Annotated in this window: 18 protein-coding genes; all 18 read right to left on the minus strand. The window is 47.7% G+C overall.

What is annotated here, in order from left to right:
* Positions 1 to 108: 108 nt before the first annotated feature.
* Positions 109 to 873, minus strand: a complete 765-nt coding sequence (locus tag MKY16_RS15880) for a cell division protein FtsQ/DivIB (RefSeq protein ID WP_340885914.1) — start codon at positions 871 to 873, stop codon at positions 109 to 111.
* Positions 874 to 929: 56 nt separating this feature from the next.
* Positions 930 to 2,240: a UDP-N-acetylglucosamine 1-carboxyvinyltransferase gene (gene murA / locus MKY16_RS15885; protein ID WP_176715673.1), complete on the minus strand. Its 1,311-nt coding sequence runs from the start codon at positions 2,238 to 2,240 to the stop codon at positions 930 to 932.
* Positions 2,230 to 3,135 carry a UDP-N-acetylmuramate dehydrogenase gene (gene murB / locus MKY16_RS15890; protein ID WP_029517752.1) on the minus strand — a complete coding sequence of 302 codons (906 nt, stop codon included), beginning with the start codon at positions 3,133 to 3,135 and terminating at the stop codon, positions 2,230 to 2,232. The genes murA and murB overlap by 11 nt, the downstream gene beginning before the upstream one ends.
* A gap of 146 nt (positions 3,136 to 3,281) precedes the next feature.
* The gene (murG, locus tag MKY16_RS15895; protein ID WP_340885915.1) at positions 3,282 to 4,391 is read right to left on the minus strand and encodes an undecaprenyldiphospho-muramoylpentapeptide beta-N-acetylglucosaminyltransferase; all 1,110 of its coding nucleotides are present in this window, start codon (positions 4,389 to 4,391) and stop codon (positions 3,282 to 3,284) included.
* Positions 4,392 to 4,397: 6 nt separating this feature from the next.
* Entirely contained in the window at positions 4,398 to 5,495 is a 1,098-nt protein-coding gene (spoVE, locus tag MKY16_RS15900) for a stage V sporulation protein E (RefSeq protein WP_340956085.1), read from the minus strand.
* A 49-nt stretch (positions 5,496 to 5,544) separates the two neighbouring features.
* Positions 5,545 to 6,966 carry a UDP-N-acetylmuramoyl-L-alanine--D-glutamate ligase gene (murD, locus tag MKY16_RS15905; RefSeq protein ID WP_340956087.1) on the minus strand — a complete coding sequence of 474 codons (1,422 nt, stop codon included), beginning with the start codon at positions 6,964 to 6,966 and terminating at the stop codon, positions 5,545 to 5,547.
* 4 nt (positions 6,967 to 6,970) lie between these two features.
* The gene (gene mraY, locus MKY16_RS15910; RefSeq protein ID WP_013311092.1) at positions 6,971 to 7,939 is read right to left on the minus strand and encodes a phospho-N-acetylmuramoyl-pentapeptide-transferase; all 969 of its coding nucleotides are present in this window, start codon (positions 7,937 to 7,939) and stop codon (positions 6,971 to 6,973) included.
* A 22-nt stretch (positions 7,940 to 7,961) separates the two neighbouring features.
* Positions 7,962 to 9,365, minus strand: coding sequence for a UDP-N-acetylmuramoyl-tripeptide--D-alanyl-D-alanine ligase (locus MKY16_RS15915; protein WP_069010280.1), 1,404 nt, complete (start codon positions 9,363 to 9,365; stop codon positions 7,962 to 7,964).
* Positions 9,365 to 10,852: a UDP-N-acetylmuramoyl-L-alanyl-D-glutamate--2,6-diaminopimelate ligase gene (locus tag MKY16_RS15920; protein ID WP_029517757.1), complete on the minus strand. Its 1,488-nt coding sequence runs from the start codon at positions 10,850 to 10,852 to the stop codon at positions 9,365 to 9,367. The genes MKY16_RS15915 and MKY16_RS15920 overlap by 1 nt, the downstream gene beginning before the upstream one ends.
* 55 nt (positions 10,853 to 10,907) lie before the next feature.
* Positions 10,908 to 12,824 (minus strand): stage V sporulation protein D, encoded by a 1,917-nt coding sequence (locus MKY16_RS15925; protein ID WP_025721601.1) that lies wholly within the window; start codon positions 12,822 to 12,824, stop codon positions 10,908 to 10,910.
* Positions 12,825 to 12,905: 81 nt separating this feature from the next.
* Positions 12,906 to 15,260 (minus strand): penicillin-binding transpeptidase domain-containing protein, encoded by a 2,355-nt coding sequence (locus tag MKY16_RS15930; protein ID WP_340956089.1) that lies wholly within the window; start codon positions 15,258 to 15,260, stop codon positions 12,906 to 12,908.
* A 60-nt stretch (positions 15,261 to 15,320) separates the two neighbouring features.
* Complete coding sequence (locus MKY16_RS15935; protein ID WP_029517759.1) at positions 15,321 to 15,701, minus strand: hypothetical protein; 381 nt, start codon at positions 15,699 to 15,701, stop codon at positions 15,321 to 15,323.
* A gap of 24 nt (positions 15,702 to 15,725) precedes the next feature.
* A complete protein-coding gene (rsmH, locus tag MKY16_RS15940; protein WP_023989455.1) occupies positions 15,726 to 16,676 on the minus strand; it encodes a 16S rRNA (cytosine(1402)-N(4))-methyltransferase RsmH in 951 nt (316 codons plus the stop codon).
* Between the two features lie 17 nt (positions 16,677 to 16,693).
* Entirely contained in the window at positions 16,694 to 17,131 is a 438-nt protein-coding gene (gene mraZ, locus MKY16_RS15945) for a division/cell wall cluster transcriptional repressor MraZ (RefSeq protein WP_013311099.1), read from the minus strand.
* Positions 17,132 to 17,463: 332 nt separating this feature from the next.
* Positions 17,464 to 18,729 carry an adenosylhomocysteinase gene (locus MKY16_RS15950; protein WP_318627862.1) on the minus strand — a complete coding sequence of 422 codons (1,266 nt, stop codon included), beginning with the start codon at positions 18,727 to 18,729 and terminating at the stop codon, positions 17,464 to 17,466.
* A gap of 65 nt (positions 18,730 to 18,794) precedes the next feature.
* A complete protein-coding gene (gene bshC, locus MKY16_RS15955; RefSeq protein WP_340956090.1) occupies positions 18,795 to 20,426 on the minus strand; it encodes a bacillithiol biosynthesis cysteine-adding enzyme BshC in 1,632 nt (543 codons plus the stop codon).
* Positions 20,427 to 20,548: 122 nt separating this feature from the next.
* Positions 20,549 to 21,487, minus strand: a complete 939-nt coding sequence (locus MKY16_RS15960; protein WP_029517761.1) for an ABC transporter ATP-binding protein — start codon at positions 21,485 to 21,487, stop codon at positions 20,549 to 20,551.
* An 11-nt stretch (positions 21,488 to 21,498) separates the two neighbouring features.
* Positions 21,499 to 22,449 carry an ABC transporter permease gene (locus tag MKY16_RS15965; protein WP_013311103.1) on the minus strand — a complete coding sequence of 317 codons (951 nt, stop codon included), beginning with the start codon at positions 22,447 to 22,449 and terminating at the stop codon, positions 21,499 to 21,501.
* Positions 22,450 to 22,452: the final 3 nt, after the last annotated feature.

Raw genomic sequence — 22,452 nt, forward strand, 5'->3', positions numbered from 1 at the left:
TACAAATTTTTTAGAAGCCAATTTATGGTTGCAGTCACATAAAAATTTGAAGAAAAAAGAAGGAGGCAAGTCTATTACCCATAAAATCAATTCTAGCATTTTTTCACATCACTGAGTAGTATCTTTTTCTTGGCTCTCTTCACTCGTATCTGGTTTGAACGGAACGTAGGAATCCGCCTCCAACATGGTGATCAAACCTGGATCTTCTGTTTCTAGCACCTGATTCAAATAGCTGATTTTAGAATTCAGTAGAGAAACGGTTGTTATAACCTCAAACTGGGAACGTGTGTACATTTTGATGCGGTCCGGAAAAGAAGGAATCGGCGCAGGAATGATTTCCGAAATATCGGCAGTCCATTCTCCCGGAATGCGTGATAAAGCATCACACAGCTTCGCTTTGTACGGATCATCAGATTTCCATTTGGTCAAAATAGGCTTCTCAACGGCTATTCCGCTACTCCCCACGCCCACGCTTGTCCCATTCGCTAGAATAGCACGAAGGCTCCCGTCACTCTGCAACTCGTAAGCGACCGTAGCAAACTCTTTAATGTGAATAGCAATAATACCCGGAAACTGCTTGTCCACTGTGACTTGCTGTATCGATTGAATTTCTCGCAACTTCTCAGAGATGTCAGATGAACTGACTCCGAAATACTGATCTCCAACAGCCAGACCGCTTCGGTTAAGAAGCTGGTCTCGGGTCGAAAATACATTACCATCAAAACGAATTTCAGAAACCCGACTCAACGAAGAACGGAAAAAGAGAACAGCGAGCAATACGATAAACAACAAAATGAGAAGAATAGTAATCTTCCGGCTTGTTCTTTTTTTCGTTCTGTTCTTTTTAAGAACAGGTATTTGAGCATTTGGCATAGCTTCTCTCCACAAAAGCCTTTTGTCCCCCCGTTAATGGAGGGACATTACAGGCATTAATTTACGAAATCCAGTTGCTCCGGCACCGGAGACTGACGGCTCATTCGGGCACCCAGTCCCTGAAAAAGACGCTCGATCCGGTCATACCCTCTGTCAATATGATGAACCTGCTCGACAACGGTACGTCCTTGAGCCGCTAGACCCGCTATGACCAGCGCAGCCCCTGCCCGCAGATCGGTAGCCTCTACCGTAGCCCCGTACAGACGTGAAACTCCTCTTATAAAGGCAGCATTTGCATCAACCGTAATATCAGCACCCATTACATTTAGTTCATCCACATGTTTGAATCGGCTTTCGAAGACGGTCTCTTTCATGACACTGAATCCGTCCGCCAAAGAAAGCAGAACCATGACCTGAGATTGCAAATCCGTCGGAAAAGACGGGTAAGGGGAGGTAACGATCCTCTCCACTGCTTTGGGACGACTCATACAACTTACGGTCATTATATCATTCAAGATGCCGACTTGAACACCAGCCCGCCTGAGGACATGAATCAGAGCAGACAAGTGGGATGGATTGCAGTGTGTCAACGACACACTTCCTCGTGTAGCTGCAGCTGCGATCATAACCGTTCCAGCAACTATGCGGTCAGGAATGACCTCATACGTACACGGATTGAGGCAACTGACCCCCGTAATTGTAATCGTGTCGGTTCCAGCACCGATAATGCGGGCTCCCATGGCATTCAAGAAGTTTTGTAAATCCTGAATCTCCGGTTCCCTCGCTGCATTGGTGATCGTTGTTCGTCCTTCAGCCAACGCAGCGGCCATCATAATATTTTCCGTTGCACCTACACTCGGGAAATCCATGTGGATGTCCGAGCCGATCAGCTTGTGGGCTCGAAACGTAATTTGCTCGTCTTTTTCCTCTATCTCTGCGCCAAGAGCTTTTAAGCCCTCTAGGTGAAGATCAATTTTGCGCTCGCCTATGGCACAGCCTCCGGGCTGGTAAATAGAAACTTCTCCATATCTGGCGAGCAGCGGTCCCATCAGAAAGATAGATGAGCGCATTTGCTTCATCAAATCTTCCGGAATTTGGAACGTTCGGACGGACGACGTATCCACGTATACCGTTTCCTCTTCATGTCGGCATGTACAGCCGAGTCTTTCAAGGATGTGCAGCATGACCTTAATGTCTAAAAGATGGGGCACATTCCGAATTTCTACCTTACCTTGTGCAAGTAAGCTCGCTGCAAGAATAGGTAGTGCCGCATTTTTTGCCCCATGGATACGTATGGTGCCTGACAGGGGACGGCCTCCCTCAATCACCAATTTGTCCAATGTATCACCTCCGAGTTTACCGCTCACCCACTACGAAAACCTCCGGAACTAGCTTGATGCCGGTTTGAGATGATATTGTACTTTGAATATGCTTCATTAGGGTAAGCACGTCCTCTGCTGTCGCTTGACCGGTATTTACAATGAAATTGGCATGCTGTACAGATACCTCTGCGCCTCCCGCCTTCAAGCCCTTGAGACCTGCGCTCTCAATAAGACGGGCAGCATAGTCTCCTGGAGGATTGCGGAACACGCTTCCTGCACAAGCTAACTGTAGCGGCTGGGTCAGCCGACGGCGGTCTTTAAAAGCCGCAAGCGCTGCTGAAATTTCCTCGCGGTCGCCCCGCTTCATCCGAAACACTGCCTCTGTCACCATTCCACGTTGCTCATGCAACACGGAGTGACGATAGCTGAAATGCATATTCTCGGCATCATACACAGCCAATTCCCCTGTATCCAGCACAATCTCAGCGGACTGGAATATTTGTGACACATCAGACCCATGGGCACCGGCGTTCATGTAGACAGCCCCACCGACCGATCCTGGGATACCACCAGCAAATTCAAGACCGGATAGGCCCTGTTTGCTGGCCATAACGCACAGTTTGACCAGTGAAACGCCTCCTCCAGCAACGATCTGTTCATCTTCAAAATGAACATAATCAAATCCTGGTCCCAGCTTGATCACAAGTCCCCGTATCCCTTTGTCAGAGACGAGCATGTTGGAGCCCCGCCCCAACTGCATCCAGGGAATTCCGTGCTCGCTAGCCAGCTTCAAAACTCTTGCCAGCTGCTCTTTGGTATCCGGGATGACAAGTGCATCCGCAGGGCCTCCAATCTTCCATGTCGTATATTTGGACAGCGGCTCATGCTCCAGCACTTTTCCGATATCATGCTCCGCTAATAATGGCATCCATTGCTGCATTGTACTGAAACCTCCTTGTTGCTTGCCCCGCATGGTTATAAGGCTCTCACCTGACAACCGGCAGCCTGAGTGATGGTCACAATCTATAGGGTATCCTATGTAAATACCATCCGGTGTGTGACAACCGCCCAATTCTACGCTGCAAACTACCTTTTACGGGCAAGACGCTCCATTTCTTTTACTAAAATATCCGCTGAGTCAGGCTTGCCAAGCGCAGACGCCGACTCCGCCATGCGACTCCGCCATGCCTTATCCTTCATAATTCCCGCTATAGATTGAAACAGGGCCGGGCCACTCAGTTCCTTTTCTACAATCATGACGGATGCGCCTGCCTTTTCAAGGGTACGAGCATTAGCCTCCTGATGGTTATTCGTCACATTAGGTGATGGGATCAGAATGGACGGAATGCCGAGCGATGTAATCTCTGCCAAGAAGGACGCACCTGCACGATTAACAATTAAAGAAGTACAGGCCAGCACCTCTGGCATATTGTGAATATAGGGAAGCACATGTAGATGATTGGGCAATGAGCCGATCTGATTCCGTATGCTATCCAGCGTTTGCTCGTAATAAGATTCTCCGGTTACATATACAAAATGGACGTCTTTCAGTTGCGAAAGTTGCGGAGCCATTGCAATCATGGCGTCATTAATGGCCTTCGCTCCCCTGCTGCCACCGACCACAAGGACAACTGAGCTGTCCATCGGAACCCCAATCGTAGCAAATCCCCGATCCCGGTTAGCCAAACGAACTGTTGTAGCACGCGGGTTTCCGGTGTACAGTACATTTTTAGCTTTGGGAAAAGCTCCTTCTGAGCCTTCAAAGCTAACAGCCACTGTATCCACATAGCGACTCAGAAATGTATTAGTCAGCCCTGGAATTGCATTTTGCTCATGAATAATGCTGGGAATTCCCAACTTGGAAGCTGCATAAACGACGGGGCCACATACATATCCCCCAGTTCCAATAACGACATCTGGCTTAAATTTCTTTAATAATGCTTTGGATCTGCGAACCCCATTGAAAAAACGCATGATCGTTTTTATATTTTCCACAGACAAGCTGCGACGAAATCCTGTGATATCAATAGCCTCAAATGGAATTTTTTCCTGAGGAACCAACTTACTTTCGAGTCCTCGTTGACCGCCAATGTATAAAAATTCAGCGTCTGGATCAATTTCTTCGCACTGTCTGGCTACGGCCAACGCCGGATAAATATGCCCTCCGGTGCCGCCGCCGCTCAACACGACGCGCATAAACGTTCACCTCGCATAACGTGATAAATTTAGTAAAATGCCCAGAGCAGTTAGCATTAAGGTCAGAGAAGAACCTCCATAGCTGATTAAGGGCAGTGTTATTCCTGTCACCGGCATTAAACCGATAACGACACCAATATTAATGACGACCTGTACGGCAACCATTGCGACAATACCCACCGCAAGCAAACTACCATAGGTATCCGGAATGGTTATAGCGACACGCATTCCTCTCCACACGAGAACCAAAAAGAGCCCCAGCACCGTCATTCCACCGATAAAGCCAAGCTCCTCCGCCAAAATGGAAAAAATAAAATCAGTTTGCGGCTCAGGAACGTAGCTATATTTTTGTCGACTCATGCCGAGTCCCAAGCCCGCCAGCCCGCCAGGACCAATCGCATATAGCGATTGAATAATTTGATAGCCTGCGCCAAGCGGATCGGACCAAGGGTCCAGAAAAGCTGTGATGCGCTGGAGTCGATAAGGCGCAGCTGCAATCAGTGCAGCAAACCCCGCTGCTCCCGACAGAGCTAGCAGACCGAGATGCTTCATACGCGCGCCTGCCGTAAATACGATGAGCATGGACGCTCCCATCATTACCGTACCTGTGCCCAAATCGGGCTGGAGCATAATAAGCCCAAAAGCCAGTCCCATGAGTCCAAGCGGCGGCAACAGGCCGCGCGTAAAAGAGCTAATATCATAATCAGGACGACTGAGCCAACGAGCGAGAAAAAGAATCATCCCCAGCTTCATAAACTCGGAAGGCTGAATGCCGAAAGAGCTAATACCGAGCCAGCTTCGTGCCCCGCCTCTTACTACACCAATGCCGGGAATTAATACGGCAACCAGCAGCGCTAGACAGATCAACAATACGACCTTGGCATATTTCTGCCAGACCCGGTAGTCCGTTCTGGCAGTAAAGTACATCGCTACTAGGCCGAGCCCCGCAAACAGCAATTGTCGCTTAACAAAATAGTAGGAGTCCCCGTACTCGTGAAAAGCGAGGACGGCGCCCGCACTATATACCATAACCATGCCGATGGCTAATAAGCTTACAATACAAACGAAAAGCCATACATCCGGCGCTGGACGAGACTGCTTCATCAGGAGGCCACCCCTTGCATAAAAGTAGGGGCTTATCCAACCCCCCTACTTACAATTTATGCGCCGCCTCTTTAAAAATACGTCCACGCTCTTCATAGGATCGGAACATATCCCAGCTTGCACAGGCGGGTGAGAGTAATACCACATCTCCCGTCTCAGCAAATTCAGAAGCCTTATTCACAGCCTCCACGAGCGTAGCGGCGGCATCCTCCCCATTATCGACGACCTTGACATGCTCTATTCCGGCCTGCTTGGCCCGCTCAGCCAGCTTATGCCGTGTCTCACCCAGGAGCACAACGGCTTTCACACCTTCCTGTAAAGAAGGTACGAGCTCTGTATAATCAGAGCCACGATCCAATCCTCCGGCAATGAGTACAATAGGCTGCTTAAAGGAAGATAAGGCCATCATCGTTGCTTTCGAATTGGTTGCTTTGGAATTATTGTAATAAGCTACACCAGCGTGTTCTAAAACATATTCAAGCCGATGTTCTACGCCGCGAAAAGTACTTAATGGTTCCGCCAAATTTGCTGGTTCTGCGCCTGCAGCAATGGCGATTGCGCAGGCAGCAAGAGCATTTTCTACGTTAAAACGACCCGGAAGTCCAATCTCAGCTATGCCTATAATGGGATGCAGCACACCATTTCCATCGCGGTATACGATGCTACGTTCAATATCGTCCGTCACATCCGGTATGTATGGCGGATCAGCGAACAACCCTTCCTGCAAACGTTCTGTCATAGAGAACGGAAGCAGCTTCGCTTTTATATAGGGTACCAGCTCCCGGCAGACGGGGTCGTCCCAGTTCACCACCGCAGTATCCGCCGCCGTTTGATTGGCAAATAGACGCGCCTTGGATGCAACGTAGTCCTCCATGCCTCCGTGGTAGTCCAAATGGGTCTCTGCTACATTGAGCAGGCAGGCCACAGCGGGCTTGAAATCCTTTGTTCCTTTTAACTGAAAGCTGCTCAGCTCCACAACCATCCACTCATCCGACTTGGCGTCCACAGCCGCCTCACATAAGGGCGTACCGATATTACCAGCCACGATTGGATTCATGCCGGATGCCTCCAACAGCTTGCCTACCCAAGTGGTCGTGGTCGTCTTTCCGTTGGAGCCAGTAATTCCGATGATCGGAGCTTTACATAGATGGTAGGCGACCTCAACCTCGGTCACAACCTCAATGCCGAGCTCGACAGCTTTCTGTACGGGAAGGGCCGTATAAGGAATGCCTGGATTTTTGACAACCAGCTTCACTCCAGGATGAATCAACCCCTCTGGGTGACCCCCGCATAAAACGGAAATTCCCAAAGCCTCTAATTCAGAAGCTTCGGGACATTGTTCCCTATCTTTTTTATCATTGACTGTCAGCTTCGCTCCGGCCTGGTGCAGCACCTTGGCAACTTGCACACCGCTTTTGGCCAGACCGATAATGACGACTTCCTGATCTCTGTATGCGTCTGGATGGTTCATTGGTCTACAACCCCTTGTTGAGATAAAGTCCGAGTCCTGCCAACAGCAGTCCTACAGCCCAGAATGTAATAACTACGCGCCATTCGGACCAGCCGGACAGCTCGAAATGATGATGAATCGGGCTCATTTTGAAAATACGCTTGCCACGTGTTTTAAAGGAAGCTACCTGCAAGACCACGGACAGCATTTCAATTACGAATACACCGCCGATAATGAGAAACAAAATTTCGCTTTTCGTAACGATGGCAATGGCACCTATGGCGCCGCCGATTCCCAGCGAGCCTGTGTCACCCATAAACACCTTGGCAGGATGAGCATTATATACGAGAAATCCTAGTACAGCGCCAATCATAGCTGCTGAGCATACTGCTGCCGGAAGCGAGGTTGCCTGAATCGCGACAATGGCATAAGCAGCAAAGGCAATGGCACTTGTACCGGACAGCAGCCCGTCCAGCCCATCCGTGAAATTGACAGCGTTGCTAATTGCCAGCATCATGATAATAATAAACGGATAATAGAACCAGCCGCCCCAATCAAATGACCATGACGTTCCAGGGATGCCGATCGCAGTACTATGATCATTGCTAAGCAGAAGCCAGCACATGATCGCGCCAAACAATAATTGCCCAAACAGCTTTTGACGCGCCGTCAGACCTAACGAGCGTTTGAATACAATTTTGATATAGTCGTCCAAAAAGCCGATCAGCCCAAAGCCGAGTGTAGCAACCAGCAGAACGTAAAAGTCCGTATTTTTGATAGCTGAAAACTTAAGAAAGGTCAGCGTAAAAGCCACCAGAATCACGATACCGCCCATTGTAGGCGTACCTATCTTTTTAAGATGGCTTTGTGGCCCGTCATCCCGGACCTGCTGGCCAAATTTCATTCGCCGCAGCAGCGGAATGAGCAGTGGAGCGGCAATGACCGCCAGTATAAACGATACGACGATCGTCAGCAGTAATAATTGAATATCCATGGGAGTCTCCCTCTCGTCAACATCAGTTCTGTAGCGGACCGTTTTTCAGCGCATCCACAATTTCTTCTAGTCGCATCCCTCTGGATGCCTTAACCAGCACAATATCATTGGCGTGGAGATGAACCCGCAAATGCTGGATCAACTCTTGCTTATCTGTATAAGCGTGCACGTTAACAGCTGGCATCAACCCTTGCGCGCCCTGTGCAATCGAAGTGCCTAACGCACCGTAGGTAAACAGTACCTCTACGTCGTGCTTTGCCGCGAAAATTCCAATTTCCTCATGGAATTGCTTTTCCTCAGGTCCCAGCTCCAGCATGTCACCAAGTACGGCGACTTTACGTCCATCCGTTTTATACGCAGACAACGTCTGAATTGCAGCCTTCATTGAAGCCGGACTGGCATTATAAGCGTCGTTTAGCACAGTGAGTCCATTAGGACAGTTCACGACCTCAATACGCATGCCCGTCAGTTTTAAAGACGACAACCCTTTACGTATATGGTCTGCATCGACATTGAAATGACGCGCTACCGCCAGTGCTGCCAAACCATTTACAACATTGTGCTGTCCAAGCAAGGGAAGTCGGAAAGCCTCTTTGCCAGATTGGGCTGTTATGAATAAGCTACCTTCTCCATCCGAAGTGATTTCAGTTGGATAGTCATCGTTGCCTGCAGCTAGCCCGAACGTAAATAATTTTAAACCTTCAGGCTTGACCGTTTCAGACTCCGCCAACACTTGTGAAAGCAGTGGTTCATCCCCGTTGTAGATCAGCAAACCACCGGGCTTAAGGCCACTTGTGATTTCCAACTTTGCACGAGCGATTTCCGCACGAGAACCAAGCTGCAGCAAGTGCGATTCGCCTATGTTCGTTATGATAGCTACATCTGGTTGGGCAATATTAGCCAGCAGACGAATCTCTCCACGTCCACTCATGCCCATCTCCAGAATGAGAATATCTGTATCCTGCGGCATGGACAGTACCGTTAAAGGCAAACCGATATGATTGTTATAATTTCCTTCGGTTTTGTGTACTTTAAAAGTCGTGCCCAGCAGAGCGTTTACGATGTCTTTCGTTGTCGTCTTGCCATTGCTTCCCGTGATCCCAACGACAGAAACGCCAGTTTCGCGTAAGTATGCAGCTGCTAGATGCTGAAGGGCTTCTAACGTATCCTCTACCTCAATAGCGTTCTCAGCCGGAGGTACGCCATGATCCTTTTGCCATAAAAATGCAGCTGCACCTGCCTCACTTACGATCTGCTGCACATAATTATGCCCATCAAATCGTTCGCCCACGAGTGGAACAAACAACCCTTGGCTCTGCGGCCTGCGAGAATCTGTAAAAACGCCTTCGACTATCTGTTCGGCGTCCGCTTCTCCGTGAAGTGTTCCTTCACACATAGATGCAATCTGACCGATTGTTCTTTTCATCACTTGGATAAACCCCTTATCGCTTCTTTGGCTACGATGCGGTCATCGAATTCATGCACCGTTTTTCCGATCAACTGGTAAGTCTCATGACCTTTTCCCGCAATCAATACTACATCGTCAGGGCTTGCCATTTCAACAGCTTTATGAATTGCAGTTCTGCGATCCACGATCAATTCGTATCGTTCTGCGGGTATACCTTCATCAATCAGCCCTTGTTCGATGTCTTTCAAAATCACTTTCGGGTCCTCTGTTCGCGGATTGTCGGAAGTAATAAACGAATGATCACTGTAACGCGCAGCAATTTTCCCCATCAACGGACGTTTCGTACGATCCCGGTCACCGCCGCATCCAAATACACACCATACTTTACCGACCGCAAATTCCTTTACGGTGCGAAGGACATTTTCCAATCCGTCCGGTGTATGGGCATAGTCTACAATAACAGCAAAGGGCTGACCCGCATCTACAGGCTCTACCCGCCCATCTACGCCTGCGATAGACTCTAGACTCCTCTTGATATCCGCCAGCGAAATTCCCTCCAGCAGAGCTGCGGTAATAGCCGCCAGTGCGTTGTACACATTGAACTTGCCCACCATTCGAAGCTCAATATCGGTATCTCCTTTAAAAGTGGACACATGGAAGAAGGTTCCCTTGGCACCAATAGTGATACGAGATGCCTGCACATCAGATTCCTTTTCCACGCCGTATGTAATCACTTGGGCCGCAGTTTGAGCCTGCAAATAGGAAGAAGCCGGATCGTCTGCATTCAGAACAGCATATTTGCTATCTGATGCATCACGCGAGAAAGCATTTCCCAACCTAGAGAACAAAAGTCCTTTTGCAGCACGGTACTCCTCCATTGTGTTGTGGTAGTCCAGGTGGTCCTGCGTCAGGTTTGTAAATATAGCTGTGCGAAAATCAGTTCCCTTGACGCGACCCTGCTCCAACGCATGTGAGGATACTTCCATGACACAGCATTGAACCCCCTGCTCTGCCATATTTCCCAGATAACGTTGAAGTTCCACCGCTTCGGGCGTAGTGCCAGACATTGGATAAGACTGACCACCGTAACGCATTTGAATCGTACCAATCAGTCCGGTGTTCACCCCGGCGTCCTTCATGATCTTTTCAATCAGATAAGTTATCGTTGTTTTACCGTTGGTTCCGGTTATGCCGATCATGCGCATGCGTCGGCTCGGTGAATCAAACATATAATCCGCCAAAACCGCCATGGCATGTCGTGCATCCTTAACTACAAGCTGCGGAACAGGTACATCCAGTTCCCGTTCAACGACCAAAGCTGCCGCTCCGGACGCAATTGCCTGCTCAGCATAGTCATGTCCGTCCACTGTAAAACCTGGCAGACACAGAAATAAATCTCCCGGTTGCACTCGACGTGAATCCGCCCCGATTCCTCGGCAATCCACTGTACCGTCACCCACGACACGGGAGACGGCCAGCAGTGAAGCCAATTGTTGAAGCTGCATCTTTCATTCCTCCATTGCTCTCTCGTTATTCATAGTATGGTATAAAATGAACCTATCAATCCCCCATGTAAATACGGATCGTTGATCCCCGCTCCAATCTGGAGCCCGGCTTCGGCGCCTGACTCACGACCGTCTTGCCTGACCCGGATTTTACGAGCATAAAGTTCATATTCATATCTTCGTACAAATCAGCTGCAGTAGCACCTACCAGATCAGGTACCGTTTCGATCGGATTTTCTCCATACTTGTACTCTTTGGCAATTTGATTGGTGCGAGGTGGTATTTTTAAGGCAATCAGCGCGTCCTTTAAAATATTTTGCACGATTGGCGCAGCAACAACCCCGCCGAATTGAATGCCCTTCGGGTTATCGACAGCGGTATAGACGACGATTTGCGGATCATCTGCCGGTGCAAAACCAATAAAGGATACAATATGCTCCGAGGAAGAATAACGCCCGTTAATCACCTTTTGTGCTGTCCCCGTTTTACCTCCCACCCGGTAGCCTTCAATAAAAGCAGGACGACCTGTACCTTTAGCAACGACACTTTCCAGCGCTTCCCTTACCTGTCGGGAGGTGTCCTCTGAAATGACCCTACGTACCAGTTCTGGTTCTACTTTTTCCAGCACTTTTCCGGTTCCCGGCTGAACCCAACCTTTTGTAATGTGAGGCTTGTAAAGATTACCGCCATTGATTGCCGCTGATACAGCCGTAACCTGCTGGATCGGGGTGACAGACACCCCTTGACCAAAAGCGGTCGTCGCCAGTTCTACAGGACCGACCTGAGGTAGCTTGAACAAAATGCCATTGCCCTCACCAATCATGTCGATCCCCGTTTTGCTGCCGAAGCCGAAATTGCGAATGTACTTGAACAGTGTTTCTTTGCCTAACCGCTGCCCCAATGTTACAAAACCAGGGTTGCAAGAATTCTCCACCACTTGAAGGAAAGTTTGGCTCCCATGTCCGCCTTTCTTCCAGCAACGCAGGCGTGCTCCACCGACTTCAATATATCCCGGATCAAAAAAACGGTCATTTTTGAGATTGACCTTCTTTTCTTCCAAGGCAGCCGCCAATGTAATAATTTTAAAAGTAGACCCAGGTTCATATGTCATCCAGATAGGCAGATTTCGATTGTAGATTTCAGGCGCATATTGCTTGTATAGCGCTGGCTCATAGCTTGGTCGTCCAGCCATGCCTAATATTTCACCCGTCTTGGGGTTCATAGCTATAGACAACGCGGACTTCGCCTGAAATTTGACCATGGCTTGGTCAAGCTCCCGCTCCATAATGGACTGCACAGACTTATCAATGGTTAATTGTAAATTCAGTCCATCCTTCGGTTCAATGTATTTTTCGGAAGAACCTGGCATCAGACGACCACCTGCATCTGATAAATATGCAATACTTCCGTCAATTCCCCGAAGCTTACTGTTTTGCTGCTTCTCTACGCCTGTCAGCCCTTGATTATCAATTCCTGTAAACCCAAGAATATGAGCGGCTAGATCACCATAAGGATAATAACGTTTGTTGTCTTCAGCAACAACGATACCCGGCAGCTTCAAATCACGAATTTGCTGCGCTTTCTCCATCGTAATTTTTCGTCCGCCGGGCTGAAGTTTTTGGCTTGCTGTTCGTTTGGTAATCAGCTTGAGCACTTTATCCTCACTCATATCCAGCAAGGGCGCCAGCCTGCGTGCCGTTTCTTCCGGCTTCTTAATCTGTACTGGTATCGCCATGACTGTGGGCGAACTGACATTGTAGGTCAGCGCCGTACCCTGCCGATCCAAAATTTCGCCACGCTTGGCGGCAAATGGAATATTGCGGCGCCACGAATCCTCAGCCTTGGCCGAGAGCTCGCCTCCTTTACCCAATTGAACATAGGCGAGCCGGATCGACAAGGCCGCAAACAGTACAAATAATCCCATTAGCCCCCATACCAGCCTTCGCCGCATGGTCACGTTAGATTTTTTCAAACGCGCTCCCTCCGTTCCTCAAATACTCATGACATGTCTTACCTCATGAATATTCAAAAGAACGAACATTAGAACAAGCTATCAGTTATCCTCGCCTTTAATCTCAGCAGCACTTTTCTCATCTGCAACAGCCGATATTCCTCTCTTAGGAGCTCCCGCATCTGTTCCAGCTTCGGCAGTAGTACCGGATTCGTTTTTATTATCGGCCTCCGTTTTTGTTGCGCTCCCAATCTGGTTAGCTGCAACTCCATTGGTCGAGTCCTGTGTATCCTCCGGTTTCACTCCGGTCACCGTTTCTTTGGCCGGCTGAAGCATCACACTGACGATTCGCTTTCCATTTACCATTTGCGCCTTTTGAGAGACGACATAACCTTCGCCGCTTACCTGCACACCAACCCTCATAAGGGTTAGAACTTGAAGTGTGTCACGCAACGAAACACCTGTAAAATCAGGAATAGTCATGTTGGCACTATCCTCAGTCAGCAAGTAAATGCGTTGTCCGGGTTTCATTTTGACGCCTGCTTCAGGATACTGGCGAACAATTTTGGAGCCTTTGCCTACCGTTTCATAGGCAATCCCCTGTTTGAGCAATGCGTTTTGCGCATCCTTCTTCACCTGACCCGTTAATTGTGGTACCGTTGGCAAATTCACTGTTTTTACAACAGCGCCACCTGATTTATTCGTTTTAGTTCCCGTTTTTGGAACACCCATATATTGCAACGATTGGGATACGATTTTTTTAAATACAGGCGCTGCTGCTGTACCGCCGCCTACCGATTTGTTAGGTTCGTCCATAACAACCAAAACAGCCATTTTCGGATCATTTACCGGTGCAAAACCTATAAAGGACACGACATCCTTCGAATGGTCATATACTTTTCCAACGACCTTCGTCGCTGTACCTGTTTTACCAGCTACACGATATCCGTCGATATAAGCAAGACGTCCCGTACCAATTTCCTGGTCAGACACAACCTGCTCCAGATAGCTACTTGTCTGAGCTGCAGATTCCTGAGTAATCACTTGGCGGATTTCCTTTGGCTGAATCGTCTGCACTTCGCCTGTATCTGGGTTTATAATTTCCTTTACCAGATGAGGCTGCATCAGCTTCCCCCCGTTAGCAATTGCCGAGATGGCAGCTACCTGCTGGATTGGCGTCACCTGGACACGTCCGTGTCCATATGACGCCGTTGCGACCTCAGATTTGTACTGGGTATGGAATGTGATAGCTCCGGTAGACTCACTCGGAAGATCAATGCCCGTTTTCACTCCGAATCCAAAGTTATTAATATATTTCTTCAGCCTTTCGCCACCCAACTTATCCAGCCCCAGATGGACAAAGCCGACGTTACTCGAACGCTTGACCCCCTGAAGATAAGTTAACGTTCCCCAGTTACGGCTTACGTCACGAATATCCCAGCCTCCGACCCGAATCATACCAGATTGGTAGGATTCATTCGGATTGAATACCTTTTCTTGAACCGCGGCAGCCAAGGTTACAATCTTAAACGTGGAGCCCGGCTCGTAGATGGACTGAGTAGCATTATTACGGAAATATTCCAAAGGTGTACTCCCATATGTATTGGGATTAAAATTCGGGTAGGTCGCCATACCGAGAACATCCATCGTTTTGGGATCAGCCGCTACCACAGTCATCGTTTTCGGATTGTATTTTGCAATAGCTTCCTGCATGGCATCCTCTATATAATACTGAATCGTATCGTCAATCGTCAGCTTTAAATTTTTACCATTTTGTGCCGGCTCATAGACACTTCCCGATCCTTGAAGAGGAACTCCCTTCCGATCCCGCTGATACAGAAGCTTTCCAGCCGTCCCCGAGAGCTCTTTATTATAATAAGCTTCCAACCCCATACCTGCTGTGCCATCTTTTCTTTGATAGCCAAGAACATGGGAAGCCAGCTTATTTTCTGGATAATAGCGTTTGGATCCTTGAACAGTGTCCACAGCTCCAATTACTTGATACTTATCCTTCAAATACTCTTTGAACGTATCCACTTGTGCCTTGACCTCAGGATCTACCTTCCAGCCTCCATTGCGGATCTCGCGGTTTTTTAAGTAGTTCCCCGCTTTATCCTTTGCAGAAAGATGCCTTCTCAGCTCATCCTCAGGTGTTTTGAGTAATTGGTGTAGCTTAGCTACAACCTCATTCTCCAAATCATACTCCTGAATGATGGTAGGATTGACAACTACCGTATAAGCCGGTGCATCCGTAGCCAATACGTTTCCTTTACGGTCCGTAATGGTTCCACGCTTGGGCTGAATCACCTGATCTTTTTCCACTTGAGTAACTACCAGGTTATGCCAGTACTCCCCGCTCACAACTTGAATCCAAAATACCTTAAGTAGCAGAACAAGAAAAAAGAGGGTAATACATCCCCCTATCAGCAGTGTACGAAGCTTTATTCTTTTGACCATAGCTCAAACCTCTCTGCAAAAAAATGTACGTCAGAGCATAGCTTGATGCTATGCCCTTAACTATTTGGCAGCCTGTTTTTCCACACGAATGGGCTCTCTTGTTGGTTCGATATATCCCTGTTCCTTTGCAGTCGGCACGATCTGATTTTCCAGACGCTCCTTTTGAATCTTCAGTTGGGCGATATTGGTCTGTAATTTGGAAATGTCCTTGCTTGCCGTATTAATCGAATAATTGATTTGATAAATGTGAGCGTACCTGCCAATCAACATACCAGCAATGACAATGCACGCTACAAGTGTCAATAGATACAGCAGCTTTTCTCGAATCGGCAGCTCTCTGCGGCGTGTAACGACTTTGGTGGTCTCACGATACCGTTGTTGCTGAACCTGTTCCTGACGGGCTCTTTCTTTTACAGCCAAATTACCGCGTGTATAAGCCATGTCGCCTCTCCTTCTCCATTAAATTTACAATTTTTCGGCAACTCTCAGCTTCGCTGACCGGGACCGTGGATTAAGCTCCAATTCCTGCTCTGACGCTACAATCGGCTTACGGTTCACCAGCTTCAGATCGCCTATCATTTTGTCCTCCAAAATAGGCAAATCAGATGGATAGATGCTTTTCGCCAAATACTCCTTGAAAATATGCTTGCATATCCGATCCTCCAGAGAATGGAATGTAATGACCGAAATTCTGCCTCCTGGAGCCAGACATCTTATTGCCTGATGCAAAGTATCTTCTAGTGCACCCAACTCATCATTTACAGCAATCCGCAAAGCCTGGAAACTGCGTTTAGCCGGATGTCCCCCGGTTCTGCGTGCCGCAGCCGGAATTCCTTCTTTGATAATATCGACAAGTTCCCCTGTTGTGTGAATAGGCTTGTTCAATCGACGTTCAATCATGATCTTTGCGATCCGTCGTGAAAACTTCTCTTCTCCGTAATGAAACAAAATACGCGCAATCTCTGCTTCCGACCATTCATTGACAATTTCGTAAGCCGTAAGCGAGCTACTCTGATCCATCCGCATATCAAGCGGCGCATCATGATTGTAACTAAATCCCCGTTCCCCCTCATCGAACTGGGGCGAGGACACACCCAGATCGAACAAAATACCCTGGACCTGCGGGACGCCGTCTTTTTCGGGCAATCCCAATTCAGTCAGCTTGTCCTGCAAGTGGCGGAAGTTAGATTTCACTAATGAAATTTTTCCTTCATAGGCTGACAGCTTCTCTCGCGCATTGTTCAATGCCCAGTCGTCCTGATCAAAGGCAATAAGCCTTCCCTCAGGGCCAAGCTGTGATGCAATGACGGAACTGTGTCCTGCCCCACCCAACGTGCAGTCCACATAAATCCCGTCCTGCCTGATGTTTAGTGCCTGTGTTGCTTCTTCTTTGAGTACGGTAATGTGGTGAAACAAACGGCTGACCTCCTAAATTACAATTCAAAGTTGAAATCAACCAATTTCTCAGCAATGTCATTAAATGCTTCCTCTGATTGGTTGAAATATTGCTCCCAAGTGTGCTTACTCCAAATCTCTACACGGGTGGACACTCCCAATACGACGCACTCTTTAGTAAGCTTGGCGTATTCGCACAAATTCCCCGGTAAATTTACCCTGCCCTGTTTGTCCAATTCGCATTCAGTCGCCCCCGAGAAAAAAAAACGGGTAAACGCCCGCGCATCGGCCTTCATCAGAGGCAGTGCTTTAAGTTTTTTCTCCATGACAGCCCACTCATCCATAGGATACACGAAGAGGCATTGGTCCAGCCCGCGGGTAACCACGAACGAGGCACCGAGAAGTTCACGAAACTTGGCCGGTACAGTAAGCCGACCCTTCTCATCAATGCTATGTTGGAACTCCCCCATAAACATTGGTTTCGTCACCCCTTACCCCATTCTCCCACTTTGGCCCACTTTCCACCACCTAAGCATAATAGATTCGCTTTAAAAAATCAAAGACCTCTTTTTCATTACCAAAAAGTGATAGAAGCTGGATCCATAGCATTATGTCTGTTATTGTAGCCCTGCGTCATAAGATACAAAAAAGCCCCTTATCCCATGAAGCCGGCACCCGACAATATGCATCAGGTTTCGAAACCACACGGAATAAAGGGCTTACTCTCTGTCCATTATGTCAACCTAAACAAACACTTGCATTAAAAACACAACACTTTTGCAGCGAAAATCGTGACGAAAAAATCCGATTACGCGTTCCAGCTGTCCAAATAGACCTTTTGGTCTTCAGTTAACGTGTCAATTTGGATTCCCAGACTATCAAGCTTGAATCGAGCTACCTGCTCATCGATTTCATAAGGTACATTAATAACGGCTTTGCCAAGCTCATTGTAACGATCATTCACGTATTTCAAGCCAAGCGCCTGAAGCGCAAATGTCGTATCCATAATTTCTGCTGGATGACCATCGGCGGCAGCTAGATTCACGAGGCGTCCTTCTGCCAGCAAATACATTTTACGTCCATCTTTAAAGCGATATTCCTCAATATTACGACGCACCGTACGAATGGATTCAGAACGTTTAGCAAGCTCAGGCTTACTAACCTCCACATCAAAATGCCCTGCGTTACACAGCACAGCCCCATCCTTCATCACATCAAAGTGTTCCCCTGTAATTACAGCCTTGTTACCAGTTACTGTAATAAAGAAATCACCCAGTTTGGCAGCCTCTACCATTGGTAACACATGGAAACCATCCATATGGGCTTCTACAGCCTTGATTGGATCAACTTCGGTTACAACAACGTTGGCTCCCAACCCTTTCGCACGCATTGCAACCCCTTTGCCACACCAGCCATAACCTACCACAACCACTGTACTTCCGGCTACAACCAGATTAGTCGTACGAATAATGCCGTCGAAAGCTGACTGTCCTGTACCATAGCGGTTGTCAAACAAATATTTGCAGTAAGCATCATTAACAGCCACCATCGGAAAGTGTAGTTGCCCTTCTTTTTCCAATGCCTTCAAACGAATAATGCCAGTAGTTGTCTCCTCTGCTCCCCCACGGATCGTAGAAATCAGATCAGGCCGTTCGGATTGCAACAGAGTAACCAAGTCACCACCATCATCTATAATGAGATCCGGCTTTGTTTCCAGTGCCTTGATTTGCAAATTTTTGAATTCTTCTGGGTCCGGATTGTATTTAGCTAATACTGTAACGCCATCTTCAACTAATGCGGCGCAAACATCATCTTGTGTGGACAATGGATTACTACCCGTAATAGTTACCTGCGCTCCACCTGCTTGTACCACTTTAGCCAAATAAGCCGTTTTGGCCTCCAGATGTAGACAGATGGTTACCTTCAAACCAGCAAAAGGCTGCTCTTGCTCGAATTGTTGACGTATACGGTTCAATACCGGCATATGTGCTTCTACCCAATCAATTTTCAAATGACCTTCAGGAGCCAATTTAAGATCGTGAACTATGCTATTTTGCAGAGAATGGGAAGTCATACTTTGTTTCCTCCTTCAAATTGGTTAAATTTTATTCCATGATAAATCCTATATAAAACAACAAATTATACATAAATAACACGATGCGTCCCCGTCAAATCCAATGGTACATTCATAATCGTATCCATCAGACTGAGACCATAACGATTCAGAAAATGATAGATCGTATACGCCCGCTCCTGCGGCTGTCCAAATGGGAAAAGCGACCATTCAATACGATCCCACTGGCGAAGTGCTGTTTCATTTTGTCGAAGCAACGCTTCCTGAACTTTTGCCTCCAGATAGGCGATCTGTGACAGAATCTTATCGCGGTTGGTTTCTCCAAGCCGTAGCAAACCTTTTTCAATCAAACCTGTCTGCTGCACAAGCGGTTCGTACATGCGGACAAAAGCTTCCTTTGCCCCGGAAAACTGATCCTGCATTCCAAGCTGATCTTGAGTGGCAATCCATTGCTTTTTCCGTTCCTCAAGTCCGTCTCGAACTTGACCAAAACTTAATTCATACTTAAGCATATGCTTCTCCACACCTGACTCTACCAACGTAAAAGACATTCGTGGCAGCAGTATCGGCATCTGCATCTCCAACACCCCGAAAGCATCCCGTGTAATCGCCCAGTAAGCAATCTCTCCTAGACCCAGCACAGATGCCAGCACCGGAAACAGTGAATCCTGCATTAGAGGACGAGTTAGCACATTATTACTAAAACGTTCGGGATGTCTATCTATCTCTTCAAGCAGTTCATCCACAGTAAACACTACCAGACCGTGTCGATCTGTGAATAGCCCAGCTTTTTTGAAAAGCAGCAAACGTTCATCTTCATGGATATAAAAGAGATTCGCGCCGCTTTCATGCACATCCGCTTGTAAATGATAGCCATAATCTACGATCCGCGTGGCAGTCGTCCGGTAAGCCTGCTCCAACTCATCATTGTACTGAACCAGCCGCTTAAAAACGGATGCTTCCAGCTTGCGTAGCGAAGGATCTGCTGAATCCAAAAGTACTAATCCATAGCTGCCGAACAAAAGGCCCAGCAACTTGGCAAAGGCTTCACTCAGTCCATATGAGTCCGTTAATCCGTTCTCAATCATGCGCATTATATCAGCCTTATGTTCTGAATCTGGCAAGCTTTGCTCTATATCCGCTATCGCTTGCTTCCACTCAACAGTATCAACTTTAATCGCACTAACCGAAGAACGGCGTTCAGGTTGCTTATTCAGCTTGATTTTGACGACTTGTGGGTCATTTGCCATTACGTATGTATGATTGACCTCGTCCCAGTCATGATCTTCGCCAGCAATCCAGAAGACGGGGATAACCGGACGTCCAAGCCGTTCCTCAGCTTCTCTCGCTGCCTTAATAATTGTAGCGGCTTTGTAAATGACCAGCATCGGACCTGTGAACAGTCCGCTTTGCTGTCCGCCAGCTACTACTAAGGCATCTGGACTATCCAGACGGTCCAATGAAGCACGAACCGCCTCATGCGAATTGTATTTCTCATTGTATATACGAAGACATGCTACGACATCCTTACGGTTTAATCGCAGATGCCCCGTCTTATCCAGCCACTTCGCCCGTTGGGCATAAGCATCGGCGTGCAGCACATTATACTCATACAAATCGCTTGCGCGTCCCGTACCCTGTATATAATCTTCTGCCAAAGCCGACCCTCCGCGAAGCGTTTCCGAAATTATTTTCATGGGTCTGCCTCCTGTCTCCACCAAAACCTTACTGCTTGATTGTACCGAAAGCCCATGTCCACGTCAAAGCTTCCTACAAAAAAAACCGCCGAATAACTCGGCGGTTGTTGCATAAAACAAGATCAGGCATAAGGCTCAGCTACAAAATGTCCTTTGGACACTTCGATGAGCGTGGCATTTTCCAGGTTATAAGCCCCTGTCTTATTGCCAGATGCATCATGAATCGGGCCTGCTTGGTCGCCTGGCATAATAATCCGTTTTTTGTTAGCTTCTACTTCTGGATCAGGAAGTGGGATCGCCGACAAAAGCATTTTCGTATAAGGATGGATCGGATTTGCATACAACTCAGCGCTTTCTGCAAGCTCGACCATTCTACCCATATACATTACAGCTACCCGATCACTGATGTGCTTAACCATCGACAGATCATGCGCAATGAACAGATATGTCAGACCCAAACGTTCTTGAAGCTCTTTTAGCAGGTTGACAACCTGAGCCTGGATAGATACGTCAAGAGCCGAAATCGGCTCATCACAAATGATGAATTTAGGATTAACCGCTAGTGCGCGTGCAATACCGATCCGCTGACGTTGACCACCAGAAAACTCATGCGGATAGCGTGTTGCATGGTCAGGGTTCAAACCAACCAGATCAAGTAACTCTTCAATCCGTTTCTTACGTTCTGCACGGCTACCCGCCATATTGTGAATATCCAGCGCCTCACCAATAATATCAGAAACAGTAAAACGCGGGTTCAATGATGCATACGGATCTTGAAAGATCATCTGCATATCACGGCGCATGGCTTTCATTTTACTCGGTGATAATTTGTAAATATCCGTCCCGTTAAAACGTACGCTTCCTGCTGTAGGTTCATACAAGCGCAAAATCGTACGACCCGCTGTAGACTTACCACAGCCGGATTCGCCAACCATACCCAGCGTTTCACCCTCACGAATATAGAAATTCAGGTTGTCCACCGCTTTGAGCACACGGTTTTTGCCAACATTAAAATACTTTTTAAGACCTTCAACCTCAATTAAATTGTTGCTACTCACCATGATCTCACCTCCTATTTCTTCAACTTCGGATCAAGCGCATCACGCAAGCCGTCGCCAAAAAGGTTGAACGCAAGCATAATCAAACTGATCAAACCTGCCGGGAAAAGCATCCGCCACGGGTAATACATCCACCCGGTCAGAGCTGATTCAATCATTGAACCCAGCGACGCCTGAGGAGCCTGTACCCCTAATCCAAGGAAGCTCAGGAATGCCTCGGAGAAAATAGCACTTGGAACTGTCAAAGTCAGTGTGACAATGATTGGTCCTACCGCATTAGGCAACAAGTGACGGAACAGCAAACGACCTGCACCAGCACCCATTGAACGGGAAGCAAGTACGAATTCTCGGTTTTTAAGTTGTAACATCTCACCACGCACAATCCACGACATGTTAATCCATCCCGTTACACAGAGCGCAATAATAATCGTGGTAATACTTGGCTCCAGTACAACCAGCAACAGGATCGTAACAAGCAAGTAAGGAATGGAGTACAGGATTTCAGAAAATTTATTCATGATTTCATCAACGCGGCCACCAAAGTAACCCATGATTCCACCATAAATAACTCCAATCATCAAGTCAATCATTGCAGCAGCCAAACCAATAATCAAGGAAATCCGAGCGCCCATCCAAGTACGTACAAACATATCACGCCCCAGATCATCTGTTCCGAACCAATGTTCCGCCGAAGGAGGAAGATTGGTGCTCAACAAATCATTCGTGCGGTCATCGTATGGGGACAGCATCGGGCCAACGATTGAAGCAAGCACAATGAGAACCAAAACACTCAAGCTCGTCATAGCCAGTTTATTTTTACGAAGTCGCTCCCAAGCATCTCGCCAAGCGGACAAGCTTTCGCGCTGAATAACTTCAGACTGCTTTTCATCCGCTCCGACCTTCTGGAAATCTTCCGGTTTTACCTGAAGCTTATCCAAGTTCACAGCATTATCTTTAACAGACATAAA

The sequence above is a fragment of the Paenibacillus sp. FSL L8-0641 genome, from assembly GCF_038006265.1.
Taxonomy (GTDB): domain Bacteria; phylum Bacillota; class Bacilli; order Paenibacillales; family Paenibacillaceae; genus Paenibacillus; species Paenibacillus polymyxa_D.